The 14,407-nt window shown below is 62.0% G+C and carries 16 protein-coding genes and 1 pseudogene; 13 read left to right on the top strand and 4 right to left on the bottom strand.

The annotated features are described in order from the left end of the window. Nucleotides 1-38 precede the first annotated feature (38 nt). Complete coding sequence (gene ptsP / locus L880_RS0113845) at nt 39-1,805, top strand: phosphoenolpyruvate--protein phosphotransferase (protein WP_027476191.1); 1,767 nt, start codon at nt 39-41, stop codon at nt 1,803-1,805. A 96-nt stretch (nt 1,806-1,901) separates the two neighbouring features. Here ptsP and lipA read toward each other — a convergent pair whose 3' ends face one another. The 4 genes and pseudogenes from lipA to L880_RS32395 all read right to left on the bottom strand — a co-directional run. Then, complete coding sequence (gene lipA, locus L880_RS0113840) at nt 1,902-2,891, bottom strand: lipoyl synthase (RefSeq protein ID WP_027476190.1); 990 nt, start codon at nt 2,889-2,891, stop codon at nt 1,902-1,904. A 4-nt stretch (nt 2,892-2,895) separates the two neighbouring features. Continuing rightward, on the bottom strand, nt 2,896-3,564 hold the full coding sequence (lipB, locus tag L880_RS0113835) for a lipoyl(octanoyl) transferase LipB (protein WP_027476189.1): 669 nt from the start codon (nt 3,562-3,564) through the stop codon (nt 2,896-2,898). Nucleotides 3,565-3,570: 6 nt separating this feature from the next. Continuing rightward, the gene (locus L880_RS36380) at nt 3,571-3,816 is read right to left on the bottom strand and encodes a YbeD family protein (RefSeq protein ID WP_281174767.1); all 246 of its coding nucleotides are present in this window, start codon (nt 3,814-3,816) and stop codon (nt 3,571-3,573) included. A 72-nt stretch (nt 3,817-3,888) separates the two neighbouring features. After that, a pseudogene (locus tag L880_RS32395) lies at nt 3,889-4,746 on the bottom strand (D-amino acid aminotransferase); the annotation flags it as partial. 199 nt (nt 4,747-4,945) lie between these two features. Between L880_RS32395 and L880_RS0113825 the strand changes: the two are divergent. From L880_RS0113825 to L880_RS0113770, 12 genes are all read left to right on the top strand, one after another. Further along, on the top strand, nt 4,946-5,419 hold the full coding sequence (locus L880_RS0113825) for an ATP synthase subunit I (RefSeq protein ID WP_027476188.1): 474 nt from the start codon (nt 4,946-4,948) through the stop codon (nt 5,417-5,419). A 36-nt stretch (nt 5,420-5,455) separates the two neighbouring features. Further along, nucleotides 5,456-6,334: a F0F1 ATP synthase subunit A gene (atpB, locus tag L880_RS0113820; protein WP_027476187.1), complete on the top strand. Its 879-nt coding sequence runs from the start codon at nt 5,456-5,458 to the stop codon at nt 6,332-6,334. A 75-nt stretch (nt 6,335-6,409) separates the two neighbouring features. Then, complete coding sequence (gene atpE, locus L880_RS0113815; RefSeq protein WP_007847749.1) at nt 6,410-6,679, top strand: F0F1 ATP synthase subunit C; 270 nt, start codon at nt 6,410-6,412, stop codon at nt 6,677-6,679. Nucleotides 6,680-6,713: 34 nt separating this feature from the next. Further along, nucleotides 6,714-7,184, top strand: coding sequence for a F0F1 ATP synthase subunit B (locus L880_RS0113810; RefSeq protein ID WP_019575664.1), 471 nt, complete (start codon nt 6,714-6,716; stop codon nt 7,182-7,184). A gap of 9 nt (nt 7,185-7,193) precedes the next feature. After that, entirely contained in the window at nt 7,194-7,736 is a 543-nt protein-coding gene (locus L880_RS0113805; RefSeq protein ID WP_027476186.1) for a F0F1 ATP synthase subunit delta, read from the top strand. A 45-nt stretch (nt 7,737-7,781) separates the two neighbouring features. Further along, nucleotides 7,782-9,335, top strand: a complete 1,554-nt coding sequence (atpA, locus tag L880_RS0113800) for a F0F1 ATP synthase subunit alpha (RefSeq protein WP_027476185.1) — start codon at nt 7,782-7,784, stop codon at nt 9,333-9,335. A gap of 40 nt (nt 9,336-9,375) precedes the next feature. After that, nucleotides 9,376-10,242 carry a F0F1 ATP synthase subunit gamma gene (atpG, locus tag L880_RS0113795; protein ID WP_027476184.1) on the top strand — a complete coding sequence of 289 codons (867 nt, stop codon included), beginning with the start codon at nt 9,376-9,378 and terminating at the stop codon, nt 10,240-10,242. Nucleotides 10,243-10,283: 41 nt separating this feature from the next. Continuing rightward, entirely contained in the window at nt 10,284-11,687 is a 1,404-nt protein-coding gene (gene atpD / locus L880_RS0113790) for a F0F1 ATP synthase subunit beta (protein WP_027476183.1), read from the top strand. Between the two features lie 75 nt (nt 11,688-11,762). Further along, nucleotides 11,763-12,179: a F0F1 ATP synthase subunit epsilon gene (locus tag L880_RS0113785; protein ID WP_027476182.1), complete on the top strand. Its 417-nt coding sequence runs from the start codon at nt 11,763-11,765 to the stop codon at nt 12,177-12,179. A 167-nt stretch (nt 12,180-12,346) separates the two neighbouring features. Continuing rightward, a complete protein-coding gene (locus L880_RS0113780; RefSeq protein ID WP_027476181.1) occupies nt 12,347-12,796 on the top strand; it encodes a YybH family protein in 450 nt (149 codons plus the stop codon). Nucleotides 12,797-12,821: 25 nt separating this feature from the next. Beyond that, nucleotides 12,822-13,802 carry a YheT family hydrolase gene (locus L880_RS0113775; RefSeq protein WP_211245318.1) on the top strand — a complete coding sequence of 327 codons (981 nt, stop codon included), beginning with the start codon at nt 12,822-12,824 and terminating at the stop codon, nt 13,800-13,802. A gap of 13 nt (nt 13,803-13,815) precedes the next feature. Beyond that, nucleotides 13,816-14,358, top strand: coding sequence for a DUF2946 family protein (locus tag L880_RS0113770; protein ID WP_027476179.1), 543 nt, complete (start codon nt 13,816-13,818; stop codon nt 14,356-14,358). Nucleotides 14,359-14,407 lie beyond the last annotated feature (49 nt).

Genomic DNA, 14,407 nt, shown 5'->3' with positions numbered 1-14,407 from the left:
CATCACCCGGACTCACTTCCCCAGCAACGGAGGCATCCATGACATTCACCGTCCATGGCCTGGCTGTAGCCCGTGGCATTGCCATCGGGCGGGCCGTGCTGGTGGCGTCCAGCCGCATCGATGTGGCCCATTACTTCATCGACGCTTCACGGGTACCCGAAGAAATTGACCGCATCCGCGTGGCTCGCAACGCGGTGGTGGATGAACTGCAGCGGCTGCAGCAGGGGCTGTCCCAGATGGGGCCCAACGACGCTCCGCAAGAGCTGACCGCCTTGCTGGATGTGCACTTGATGCTGCTCCAGGATGAGGCGCTCACCTCGGGCGTGAAGCATTGGGTGACCGAACGCCTCTACAACGCCGAATGGGCCTTGACCACTCAACTCGAAGTGATTGGTCGCCAGTTCGACGAAATGGAGGATGAATACCTGCGTGAGCGCAAGGCCGATCTGGAGCAGGTGGCCGAGCGCATCCTGCGGCACATGAAGGGAGCGGCGTCACCGGTTTCGCCTCCGCCCCCTTCGCCGCGCCGCAATCAGCAGGAGTTGCTGCTCGACGATACCGTCGATGTGCCTCTGGTGCTGGTGGCCCATGATCTTTCGCCGGCGGACATGCTGCAGTTCAAGCAGAGCGTGTTCGCGGGTTTTGTCACCGATGTGGGGGGCAAGACCTCTCACACGGCCATTGTCGCGCGCAGCATGGACATCCCCGCCGTGGTGGGGGCCCGCAGTGCCAGCCAATTGGTGCGCCAGGATGACTGGGTGATCATCGATGGCGATGCCGGCGTGATGATCGTTGATCCCTCGCCCATCATCCTGGCTGAATATGGTTTCAAACAGCGACAGGGTGAGCTGGAGCGTCAGCGCCTGTCCCGCCTGCGGCACACCCCTGCGGTCACGATGGATGGCGAAAAGGTTGAGCTCCTGGCCAATATCGAGATGCCGGATGACGCACCGGCCGCGCTGGCTGCCGGCGCGCTGGGTGTGGGGCTGTTCCGCAGCGAATTCCTGTTCATGGGGCGGCAGGGCAAGCTGCCCGGCGAAGAAGAGCAGTACCAGGCCTACCGGCGCGCCGTTGAGGGCATGCAAGGGCTTCCCGTCACCATCCGCACGGTGGATGTGGGGGCTGACAAGCCTCTGGATTACGCCCACCGTGATGATGCCCATCTGAACCCGGCACTGGGCCTGCGTGCCATCCGCTGGAGCCTGGCGGACCCCGCCATGTTCCGCACCCAATTGCGCGCCATCCTGCGGGCGGCAGTGCATGGCAAGGTGAAGTTGCTGATCCCGATGCTGGCCCATGGCTCTGAGATCCGCCAGGCCCTGGCGCAAATCGATCACGCCCGTGCGGAGCTCGACAACCTGGGCATGGCCTATGGCCCGATTCAACTCGGGGCCATGATCGAGATCCCGGCTGCAGCGCTGTCGGTGCGCATGTTCCTCAAGCACTTCGACTTTCTGTCGATCGGAACCAATGACCTGATCCAGTACACGTTGGCCATCGACCGGGCCGATGAGTCCGTGGCGCACCTCTACGACCCCTTGCACCCGGCGGTGCTCAAGCTGGTGGCCGAGACGATTGCCGAGTGCCGGGCTCAGGGCAAGGAAGTGAGTGTGTGCGGTGAGATGGCAGGCGATGTCAGTGCCACGCGTTTGCTGCTGGGCCTGGGGCTGCGCAGCTTCTCCATGCACCCCTCTCAGATTCTGGCCATCAAGCAGGAGGTCTTGCGCAGCGACACGCGCAAATTGGCGGGCTGGGCCCAGGCCGTGCTCAACGACGATGAGCCGTCACGCCTGATGCCAAGCTGACCTGCGGTGCGTGGCACTGCGGTTCGAGGTCGACAGCCGGAGGCCCTGCCAAGCCCTTGACGATGCTGTGAGGGTTGGCAGGATGGCCTGGGTGGCTCAGGCCTTGGATTCGAGCACGTGCCCGGCTTGCTGGTCTGCGTGGTAGCTGGACCGGACCATGGCGCCCACGGCCGCATGGCTGAAGCCCATCTTGTAGGCTTCGGTCTCGAACATCTTGAAGGTGTCCGGGTGCACGTAGCGGCGCACCGGCAGGTGGCTGTTCGTCGGCGCCAGGTACTGGCCGATGGTGAGCATGTCGATGCCGTGTTCGCGCATGTCGCGCATCACCTGCAAAATTTCTTCATCGGTCTCGCCCAGACCCACCATCAGGCCGCTCTTGGTGGGCACGTCCGGGTGCAGGGCCTTGAACTTCTTGAGCAGGTTCAGGCTGAAGGCGTAATCCGAGCCGGGGCGGGCCTCTTTGTACAGGCGCGGCACGGTCTCCAGGTTGTGGTTCATCACATCCGGTGGTGCTGCCTTGAGGATTTCAAGCGCCCGGTCGTCACGCCCACGGAAGTCCGGCACCAGGATCTCGATCTGGGTGGTGGGCGACAGCGCCCGGGTCTGGCGGATGCACTCCACAAAGTGACCGCTGCCCCCGTCGCGCAGATCGTCGCGGTCGACGCTGGTGATCACCACGTACTTGAGCTTCAGGCGGGCAATCGTCTTGGCCAGGTTTTCGGGTTCGCTGGTGTCCAGCGGATCGGGTCGGCCATGGCCGACATCGCAGAACGGGCAGCGCCGCGTGCACTTGTCACCCATGATCATGAAGGTGGCCGTGCCCTTGCCAAAGCACTCACCGATGTTGGGGCAGGAGGCCTCCTCGCACACGGTGTTGAGCTTGTTTTCGCGCAGGATCTGCTTGATTTCGTAGAAGCGGGTGGTGGGCGAGCCCGCCTTGACGCGGATCCATTCCGGTTTTTTCAGCACCTCAGCCTGCTCGACCTTGACAGGGATGCGGGACAGCTTGGCCGCCGCTTTTTGCTTGGCCAGCGGGTTGTAGGCGTCTACGCCCTGTGCTTCTCGAACGACTTCGTTGGTGCTCATCTGATTACGGCGCGAGGAAGGTCTGGAGCTTCTGGCCCAGGACCGCCGCTGCGTCTTCCCAAGTGGATTGAACCCCGATTGTAGAAAGGTCCACGGTTTGCAGACCCGCATAGCCACAAGGGTTGATGCGTTGATAGGGCGACAGGTCCATCGCCACATTGAGTGCCACACCGTGGTAAGTGCAGTGACGACTCACCTTGATCCCGAGTGCGGCGATCTTGCCCAAGCCCCGGAAAGGGTCGTGCTCCGGCATGGGGCCGCTCAGGGCCGCATGGCTGAACGGGTCATCCAGGCGAACATAGATGCCCGGCGCGCCGGCCACCCGATGCCCGGTCACGCCAAAGTGGATCAAGGTGCGCAGCACCGCCTCTTCGATGCGATAGACATACTCCTTGACGTAGTAGCCTGCCCGTCGGAGGTCGATCAGCGGGTAGGCCACCACCTGCCCCGGCCCGTGAAAGGTGACCTGGCCCCCGCGGTTGGTGGCCACCACCGGGATGTCGCCCGGGGCCAGCAGGTGGCTGTCCAGGCCCGCCAGGCCCTGTGTGAACACCGGGGGGTGTTCGCACAGCCACAGCTCATCAGGCGTTTGCTCGGTGCGGCCCTCCGTGAAGACGCGCATGGCCTCCAGCGTGGGCTCGTAGGGCACATGCCCCAGGGTACGCAACTGCATGGGGCCTCAGAGCACGTACTTGGCCAGCGGGTGGGCGGTCAGGGCGCGGTACAGGTTGTCCAGCTGCTCGCGGCTGGTGGCCGTCACGGTCAGGGTCACGCTGAGGTATTTGCCGCCCGAGCTATCGCGCAATTGCACGCGCGTCATCTCGAAGCTGGGGTCGTGCTCGGTGGCGATGGCCGTCATGGTCTCCACAAACCCTTCCACCTTGGGGCCCATCACCTTGATCGGAAACAGGCTGGGAAATTCGATCAGCGATTCTTGTGCCGGAGGGGGCGTGACAGCTACCGTTGGCTCTGTGTTGCTGACCGGCGCGGGCGCGCCTTGCTTGGCGCGTTGGTAGCCGGCATAGAGCTGGGCATAAACCGGCCCGGGGCGACCGCTGCCCACCGCTTGGCCGTCAAGGCGTGACACGGGCAGAACCTCCTTGGTGGCGGACGACAGCAGCACCTCGTCGGCATCGCGCAATTCAGCCTCGCTGATGCGGCGCAGCTCGAAGGGGATGTTGGCCTCTTGGCACAGCGTTTCGATCAGTCCGTAGCGGATGCCCTCCAGCACCAGGCCGTCACGCGGAGCACCCAGCACCCGGCCATCTTTCACCACCCACACGTTGCTGGAGGAGGCCTCGGTGAGGTAACCGTCCCGTAACAGGATGGTCTCCGTGGCACCGGCTTCGACGCTGATCTGGCGGGCCAGCACGGCGCTGAGCAGGCTGGTGCTTTTGATATGCCCCTTCTTCCAGCGGAAATCTTCGGCCGTGACGCAGGCCACGCCTTGCTCGCGAGCGCTTGCGGACTGGGACTTCAAGGGGTTGATCATGGCAAACACCGTGGGGGTGATGCCTTGGGTCATGGCGTGATCGCGCGGGGCAACGCCTCTGGACACCTGGATGTAGACGGTTTCCTCGCCCGTGGCCTTGGCGGCATTGCGCTCGATCAGCGTGTCTGCAATCTGGCGCCACTGCTCGGGCGTGTGGGGGTTGGCAATCTGCACCTCGGCCAGCGAGCGGGTCAGCCGGGCCAGGTGTTCATCGAAGCGGAAAAGGCGGCCTTGGTAGACCGGGATGACCTCATAGATGCCATCGCCAAAAATGAAGCCCCGATCAAGCACGCTGATGCGGGCATCTTGGAGGGCGGTATAGTCGCCGTTGAGGTAGCAGAGGGTGTCGGGTAGTGCTTGCATGGTCAAATTATCCCCGCTGGCCTGGGTGCCGTGCTGACGTGCCTTGCCAAGCCCGTCCATTCGCTCATCCCAAGTCAAAACACCTTTGACCTAGGGCCTTTCCCGAGTGGAGTGCTTTACAAGCGTTGACGTTGCGGGTTTTTACTTATAATCAATGGCTTTGCTGAAATTCAGGCGTGTAACCCTGGCGTAACCAAGAATGAACACAATCGCGCCAGTTCCTGAAGATGAGGCGGAAGAGTCTGATTTCAAGCCGCTGACTGCCGAAGAGGCGCAGCAGCTTCGTGCAAGAATTGCGCCCGTTTCCTTGGTGCGTGTTCTAGCGCTTCAGGCTCTGGTTGGGTGTCTGGTGGCTTTGGCCGCCTGGGGCCTGACGGGACGGCCAGCAGCCGGTTGGACTGCTGCCTACGGCGCGATGGCGGTGGTGATTCCTGCCGCACTGTTCGCCCGAGGGGTGCGCAAGCACATGTCGTCTGGCAACCCGGGTACTGCGGTCACCGGGTTGTTTGGGTGGGAGCTCGTGAAGATCGTGCTGACGGTGGCCTTGCTGGCCGCTGCACCTTGGGTGTTGCCCGAGGTGGTCTGGCTGGCTTTGCTGGCTGGCATGGTTGTCACGCTGAAAATGTACTGGCTTGCACTGTGGGTGCAGACCAGGTCTGTTAAACCGAATTGACTCTTCGCGAGAAGAGTCAAAGGAAAGAGTTGAAAGATGAGCGCAGCAGAACACGGTCCGACAGCAAGTGAGTACATCGTTCACCACTTGCAGCATCTGCAGAACGTCCAGCAGAAGGCTATTGTTGATTTTTCGGTCATCAACTTTGATTCGTTGGTCGTTGCCGGTCTGCTGGGTGTCGTGGCGCTGGTCTTGCTCTGGACCGCTGCACGCAAGGCCACTTCGGGTGTGCCGGGTCGCTTCCAAGCCGCTGTGGAAATCTTGGTTGAAATGGTCGACAACCAGGCCAAGGCCAATATCCACAGCGCCGAGAGCCGCAAGTTCATCGCTCCCCTGGGTCTGACTGTTTTCGTCTGGATCTTCCTGATGAACTTCATGGACATGCTGCCTGTCGACCTGCTGCCCGCGCTGTGGGGCAAGGCCTATGAGTCGGCCGGCCACGATGCCCATCACGCATTCCTGCGCGTCGTTCCGACCGCTGACCTCTCCACCACCCTGGGCCTGGCTTTTGCCGTCCTGTTGCTGCGCTTCTGGTACAGCATCAAGATCAAGGGCGCCGGCGGCTGGGCTCACGAACTGGTGTCTGCTCCTTTCGGCACCAGCAAGAATCCTATCTTTGCCCTGGTTCTGGGCGTGATCAACCTCTTGATGCAAATCATCGAATACGTTGCCAATACCGTGTCCCACGGCATGCGACTGTTCGGCAACATGTACGCTGGCGAACTGGTGTTCATGTTGATCGCCTTGATGGGTGGCGCCGCTGCGCTGTCGCTCTCTGGTGTTCTGCTGCCTGTCGGCCACGTCATCGCCGGCACCATCTGGACGCTGTTCCACATCCTCGTGATCACGCTGCAAGCCTTCATTTTCATGATGCTCGCATTGATCTACCTGGGTCAGGCGCACAACGCCCACTAAGCGCTCACCAGGCGCCCTCTGATTTCGTTTCGTTTTTTCTTTCCTCAACCATCCGTTTCTTAATTAGGAGTCATCATGGAAAACATTCTCGGTCTCGTCGCTCTGGCTTGTGGTCTGATCGTTGGTCTGGGCGCTATCGGCGCTTCTATCGGCATCGCCCTGATGGGTGGCAAGTTCCTCGAATCGTCGGCTCGCCAGCCGGAACTGATCAACGAACTGCAAACCAAGATGTTCATCTTGGCCGGTCTGATCGACGCCGCCTTCCTGATCGGTGTGGCTATCGCTCTGCTGTTCGCCTTCGCCAACCCGTTTGCTTCGACCTTCTTGGCCAACCTGCCCAAGTAATTCCCGTTCAACGCCACTCTAGAAAGGTGTTGCCGTGAGTATCAATGCGACCCTGTTCATTCAGGCCATCGTATTCCTGATCTTGGTGTGGTTCACGATGAAATTCGTGTGGCCCCCGATCGCGAAAGCGCTGGATGAACGTGCCCAGAAAATCGCCGATGGTCTCGCTGCTGCCGACCGTGCCAAAACCGAACTCGCCGCTGCCGACCAGCGCGTGAAGAAGGAATTGGCCGCCGCCAGCACCGAAACTGCATCGCGTCTGGCTGATGCCGAGCGTCGTGCTCAGGCCATCATCGACGAGGCCAAGGCCCGTGCCACCGAAGAAGGCAACAAGATCGTTGCCGCTGCCAAGGCCGAGGCCGAGCAGCAATCGGTCAAGGCCCGCGAGGCCCTGCGTGAGCAGGTCGCCGTGCTGGCCGTCAAGGGTGCCGAGCAAATCCTGCGCAAGGAAGTCGATGCCGGCGTTCACGCCGATCTGCTGAATCGCCTGAAGACTGAGCTGTAAGGAGCAACCATGGCTGAACTCGCCACCATTGCCCGTCCTTACGCCGAGGCCTTGTTCAAGGCCAGCACCTCGACCGCCGGCGTTGACCTCAACGCCACGGCCGGCTGGCTGGACGAGCTGGCTGCGATTGCAGCCGACGCCCAGCTCAAGCAGTTTGCCGAGAGCCCGAAGGTCAGTGCCCAGCAGGTCTTTGACCTGGTGGCCGGCCTGACCAAGTACGTTCTGCCCGATCAGGGCAAGAACTTCCTGCGCACGGTGATCGACAACGGTCGTCTGCAGGCGCTGCCCGAAGTCGCTGCCCAGTTCCGCAAGCTGGTCAATGCCCAGAGCGGTTCGTCGGATGCCGTCGTGTACAGCGCATTCCCGATCGATGGTGCTGCCCTGGCAGACCTCGCCGCCTCGCTCGAAAAGCGTTTTGGCCGCAAGCTCAACCTGTCCGTCGAAACCGACAGCACCTTGATTGGTGGTGTCCGTGTGGCAGTGGGTGACGAAGTGCTCGACACCTCGGTCAAAGCGCGCCTCGAACAAATGAAAGCGGCCCTGGCCGCGTAACCGCGGCCTTGTGCCTCGGCTAAACAAAGAAAGAAGGAAAGAGTCATGCAACTCAATCCCGCAGAAATTTCTGAATTGATCAAGAGCCGCATCGAAGGGCTGGCTGGCAGCGCTGACATCCGCAACCAGGGCACCGTGGTGTCCGTGACCGACGGTATCGTTCGCGTGCATGGCCTGTCTGACGTGATGCAGGGCGAAATGCTCGAATTCCCGGCCAATGCTGAAGGCGTGCCTTCGTATGGCCTGGCCCTGAACCTGGAGCGCGACTCTGTCGGCGCCGTGATTCTGGGCGAGTACGAGCACATCTCCGAAGGCGACACCGTGAAGTGCACGGGCCGTATTCTGGAAGTGCCCGTCGGCCCCGAACTGATTGGCCGCGTGGTGAACGCCCTGGGCCAGCCTATCGACGGCAAGGGTCCGATCAACGCCAAGTTGACCGACGTGATCGAAAAGGTGGCACCTGGTGTGATCGCCCGTGAATCCGTGGGCCAGCCGCTGCAAACCGGTCTGAAGTCCATCGACTCGATGGTGCCCGTGGGCCGTGGTCAGCGCGAGCTGATCATTGGTGACCGCCAGACCGGCAAGACCGCTGTGGCCATCGACGCCATCATCAACCAGAAGGGCCAAGGCGTCACCTGCGTGTACGTCGCGATTGGTCAGAAGGCTTCGTCCATCAAGAACGTCGTGCGTGCCCTCGAGCAAGCTGGCGCCATGGACTACACCATCGTGGTGGCTGCCTCGGCCTCTGAATCGGCTGCCATGCAGTACGTGTCGGCCTACTCGGGCTGCACGATGGGCGAATATTTCCGCGACCGCGGTGAAGACGCGCTGATCGTTTATGACGATCTGTCGAAGCAAGCTGTGGCCTACCGTCAGGTTTCGCTGCTGCTGCGCCGTCCTCCAGGCCGTGAAGCTTTCCCTGGCGACGTGTTCTATCTCCACAGCCGTCTGCTCGAACGCGCCGCTCGCGTGAACGCCGACTACGTGGAAGCCTTCACCAAGGGCGAAGTCAAGGGCAAGACCGGTTCGCTGACCGCTCTCCCCGTGATCGAAACCCAAGCCGGTGACGTGTCCGCCTTCGTTCCGACCAACGTGATCTCGATCACCGACGGCCAGATCTTCCTGGAAACCAGCCTGTTCAACGCCGGTATCCGCCCCGCCATCAACGCCGGTATCTCGGTGTCGCGCGTCGGTGGTGCTGCCCAGACCAAGCTGATCAAGAACCTGTCCGGTGGTATCCGTACCGACTTGGCCCAGTACCGTGAATTGGCTGCCTTCGCGCAGTTCGCTTCCGACCTGGACGAAGCCACCCGCAAGCAGCTCGACCGCGGTGCCCGCGTGACCGAATTGCTCAAGCAGGCTCAGTACAGCCCGCTGCCCATCTCGCTGATGGGTGCCACGCTGTTCGCGGTCAACAAGGGTTTCCTGGATGACATCGACGTCAAGAAGGTTCTGGCCTTCGAACACGGCCTGCACCAGTTCCTGAAGACCAGCCACGCTGCCCTGATCGCCAAGCTCGAGAAGGACAAGGCCCTGGACAAGGACGCTGAAGCTGAACTGACCGCTGCCATTGGTGCGTTCAAGAAGTCGTTTGCTTAAGTAGCTCTCCAAGCACCCAACAAACGCTTTAGGAGCACATATGGCAGCAGGCAAGGAAATACGCGGCAAGATCAAATCGGTGGAAAACACCAAGAAGATCACCAAGGCCATGGAAATGGTGGCCGCATCCAAGATGCGCAAGGCGCAGGACCGGATGCGTGCTGCCCGTCCTTACAGCGAAAAGATCCGCAACGTTGCCGCCAACCTGGGTCAGGCCAACCCCGAGTACACGCATCCGTTCATGAAGACGAACGATGCGAAGACCGCCGGGGTGATCGTGGTCACGACCGACAAGGGCTTGTGCGGTGGCATGAACACCAACGTGTTGCGTGCCGTGACGACCAAGCTGCGCGAACTGCAAGGTGCAGGCGTGTCGGTCGAGGCCGTCGCCATCGGCAACAAGGGTCTGGGTTTCCTGAACCGTGTCGGCGCGAAAGTGGTTTCGCACGTCACGGGTCTGGGTGATACCCCGCATCTGGACAAGTTGATCGGCCCCGTGAAGGTGCTCTTGGATGCCTACGCAGAAGGCCGCATCAATGCGGTCTACCTGGGTTACACCAAGTTCATCAACACCATGAAGCAAGAGTCGGTGCTGGAGCAGTTGCTGCCCCTGTCTGCCGACAAGATGGTGGCCGAAAAGACCGAACATGGTTGGGACTACATCTACGAGCCCGATGCTCAGGCCGTCATCGACGATCTGCTGGTTCGCTATGTTGAATCCCTGATCTACCAGGCCGTGGCAGAAAACATGGCATCCGAACAGTCGGCGCGCATGGTGGCCATGAAGGCCGCGACCGACAACGCGGGCAGTGTCATCGGCGAATTGAAGCTGGTCTACAACAAGACCCGTCAGGCAGCGATCACGAAAGAACTTTCGGAAATCGTCTCCGGCGCGGCTGCGGTTTGACCCTCGTCGTCGTCACGGTTTAAAAATTTTTGGAGCAAAAAATGGCTCAAGTTCAAGGAAAAATTGTTCAGTGTATTGGCGCTGTGGTTGACGTGGAGTTTCCGCGTGACCAGATGCCCAAGATCTACGACGCTCTGAAGCTCGAAGGATCCACACTGACCCTGGAAGTTCAGCAGCAGCTGGGCGACGGCGTGGTGCGTACCATTGCGCTGGGTTCGTCCGACGGCCTGCGTCGTGGCCTGATCGTGTCCAACACCCACGCACCCATCACGGTGCCCGTGGGCAAGGCCACCCTGGGTCGCATCATGGACGTGCTGGGCGCGCCCATCGACGAACGCGGTCCTGTCAGCCAAGAGCTGACGGCCTCGATCCACCGCAAGGCCCCGGCTTATGACGAGCTGTCGCCTTCGCAAGAACTGCTGGAAACCGGCATCAAGGTGATCGACTTGGTCTGCCCGTTCGCCAAGGGCGGCAAGGTGGGTCTGTTCGGTGGCGCCGGTGTGGGCAAGACCGTGAACATGATGGAACTCATCAACAACATCGCCAAGGCTCACTCGGGTCTGTCGGTGTTCGCTGGTGTGGGCGAGCGTACCCGCGAAGGGAACGACTTCTATCACGAAATGGCCGATTCCGGCGTGGTGAACCTGGAGAACCTCGGCGAGTCCAAGGTGGCCATGGTTTACGGCCAGATGAACGAGCCCCCGGGCAACCGTCTGCGCGTGGCCCTGACCGGTCTGACCATCGCGGAATCGTTCCGCGACGAAGGCCGTGACGTGCTGTTCTTCGTGGACAACATCTACCGTTACACGCTGGCCGGTACCGAAGTGTCCGCTCTGCTGGGTCGTATGCCTTCCGCCGTGGGCTACCAGCCGACGCTGGCCGAAGAAATGGGCCGTCTGCAAGAGCGTATCACCTCGACCAAGGTGGGCTCGATCACCTCCATCCAGGCCGTTTACGTGCCTGCCGATGACTTGACCGACCCGTCGCCTGCCACCACCTTCGCCCACTTGGATTCCACTGTGGTGCTGAGCCGTGACATTGCAGCCCTGGGTATCTACCCCGCTGTGGATCCGCTCGATTCGACCAGCCGCCAGCTGGACCCGAACGTGGTGGGTGAAGACCACTACAACACGGCCCGTGCCGTGCAGGGTACCCTGCAGCGCTACAAGGAACTGCGCGACATCATCGCGATTCTGGGCATGGACGAACTGGCACCGGAAGACAAGCTGGTGGTGGCCCGTGCTCGTAAGATCCAACGTTTCCTGTCGCAGCCTTTCCACGTGGCCGAAGTGTTCACCGGCTCGCCCGGCAAGTACGTGCCCCTGTCTGAAACCATCCGTGGTTTCAAGATGATCGTGGCCGGCGAGTGCGACCACCTGCCCGAGCAGGCCTTCTACATGGTTGGCACCATCGACGAAGCCTTCGAAAAGGCCAAGAAGATCTAAGGCCCTCTGTCATCGGAGAGGCAGGCTTGAAAAAGCCACTCTCCGGTGCAGTCAAGCCTCCAGAAAAGGATTGCCATGGCAACCATTCATGTTGACGTTGTGAGTGCCGAAGAGTCGATCTTCTCGGGCGAAGCCAAGTTTGTGGCCTTGCCTGGTGAAGCTGGCGAACTCGGTATTCTGCCGGGCCACACGCCCCTCATCACCCGTATCAAACCCGGCTCGGTGCGCATCGAGACGGCTGACGGCGGTGAAGAATTCGTGTTCGTGGCCGGTGGCATTCTTGAAGTGCAGCCGAACTGCGTGACCGTTCTGTCCGACACCGCCATCCGCGGCAAGGATCTCGACGAAGAAAAGGCCAACCAGGCCCGCGCAGCGGCCGAAGAGGCCATCAAGAACGCCAAGAGCGACATCGACTTGGCCCGTGCCCAGTCCGAGCTGGCCGTCATGGCTGCTCAGATTGCCGCACTGCGCAAGTTCCGCCAAAAGCGCTGAAGCGCCCCGGCTTTCGCCCATGCCCTGGTGCATGGCGCGGACTCCGCATCAACCCCGTGCCCTCAACTGCACGGGGTTTTGTTTTTGGGGCTACCCCCTGATGGGGCGCCTCGACCCGGGCAAAGCACGGCAGAATAAAGGCCCCCAGCGACACCCCACCCATCGCCATGCCCAAAGCCAAACTTCAGGCCATCACCGTAGGCGGCTCTGCCGCTGAAGTCGAAGTGGCGTTTTACGACGCCTTGCAAAAAGGGGATGTCGCTCAGTTGATGGCTTGCTGGGCCGATGAGGACGACATCGTCTGCGTGCATCCAGGCGGGGCCCGGCTGATCGGTGCCGGAGCCATCCGCGCCGCTTTCGAAGCCTTGCTGTCGCATGGGGCCGTGCCCGTTCACCTGGAGCATGTGCAATCCGTGGAGGCCCTGGCCAGCTCGGTTCACAGCGTGATCGAGCGCATTGAAATCGACACCCCGGCCGGCCGGCACGAGGCCTGGGTGATCGCCACCAACGTCTATCACAAGACCGCTCAGGGATGGCGCATGGTGGCCCACCACGCCAGCCCCGGCACGCCGCACAAGCCCTTGCCATTGACGGATGGCCCGGCCGTCCTGCATTGAGGGAAAGCGCAACCAAACCGTGTTGATGAATTACGTCGCTCCCGCCTGGGTGCCTGGCGGCAACCTGCAAACCATCTGGCCGGCACTCTTTTCCCGCCGCGTCTTCGGTCACCCGCCCCGCTACCGGCGAGAGCGTTGGGATACGCCGGATGCCGACTTCATCGATGTCGATTTCCTGCAGACGTCCCCCGCACAGGAGGCCACGGCCGCCAGCCCCATGCTGGTGCTGTTCCATGGCCTGGAAGGGTCCTCCCGCAGCCACTATGCCGAGGCATTCGCCGACTACGCCCGCGAGCAAGGCTGGGCCTACGCGGTGCCCCATTTCAGAGGTTGCAGCGGCGAGATCAACAGGGCGCCTCGGGCCTACCATTCGGGTGATCATGAGGAGATCGGCTGGGTGCTGTCGCGCCTGAAAGAGGTCCACGGTGGGCCTTTGATCGCGGTGGGCATCTCACTCGGGGGCAATGCCTTGCTGCGCTGGGCCGAGGAGGCCGGTCACACGGCGGCACAGGTGGTGCAGGGTGTGGCGGCGGTCTGCTCGCCGATCGATCTGGCCGCAGGTGGGTGGGCCATCGGGCGGGGCTTCAACCGGTTGGTGTACACGCGCATGTTCCTCAACACCATGAAGCCCAAGGCCCTGCAGAAACTGGCCCAGTTCCCAGGCCTGTTCGACCCCCAAGCCCTGGCCAGCGCGCGTGACCTGTACGAGTTCGACAATGTGTTCACCGCGCCGCTGCACGGCTTTCGCAGCACGGAAGACTATTGGGCCCGCGCCTCCGCCAAACCCCATCTGGCGAGCATTCGTGTGCCTGCTCTGGTGGTCAACGCCCGCAACGACCCCTTTGTGCCGGCCTGGTGCCTGCCGAGCCAGGCCGAGGTAGGCGAGCAGGTCACCCTGTGGCAACCGGCTCATGGGGGCCATGTCGGCTTCCCGCATGGACGATTGCCAGGCCATGTACGGGGCATGCCAGAGGCCGTCGGAGGCTGGCTGGCCACCCACATCTGAAACAGGACACGCGATGGATGACATTGTTCGACAGGCCATGGCCAAGTGGCCCAACGTGCCCGACTGCTATGGCTGGCTGGGCCTGGACGCACGCGGCCAGTGGTACATGCGAGACGATCGGGCCCAGGCCCTGGGCAGCTTCGCAAGTGGCCAGCCCGGGGCTCGAGGTTCGGTGTTGCGGCACGACAAACTCATTGACTTCATCCAGCGCAACTACGAACCCGATGCCCGGGGCTGCTGGTATTTCCAGAACGGCCCTCAACGGGTCTATGTCGAGCTCGAAGCCGCCCCTTGGGTCTTGCGCATCGACGACGCCTTGAAGGTCTGCAGCCATACCGGCCGAGAGGCACAAGTCAAACATTGTCTGCTCGATGAGCAGGGCCGGGTCTACCTGGACACCGACCTGGGCTTCGGCCTGGTGCACACCCTCGATGTGGGCCATGCCGCCCAAGCCGTGGAGACGGGCTTGTGGACTCCGTTGGAGGTGGCCTCTGAGAGTCTGCCCGCGCGCTTCGGCTATGTCTTGAGCCCGGCCGCCCACAGTGCGGTGCCCTGAGCACGGCCGCTGAGGCAGAAACGAAAAAGCCGGTCCTTGAGACCGGCTT

Source organism: Curvibacter gracilis ATCC BAA-807, from assembly GCF_000518645.1.
Classification (GTDB): Bacteria; Pseudomonadota; Gammaproteobacteria; order Burkholderiales; family Burkholderiaceae_C; genus Curvibacter; species Curvibacter gracilis.
Note: the sequence above shows the minus strand (reverse complement) of the source record. Positions and strands in the feature narration are given on the sequence as shown.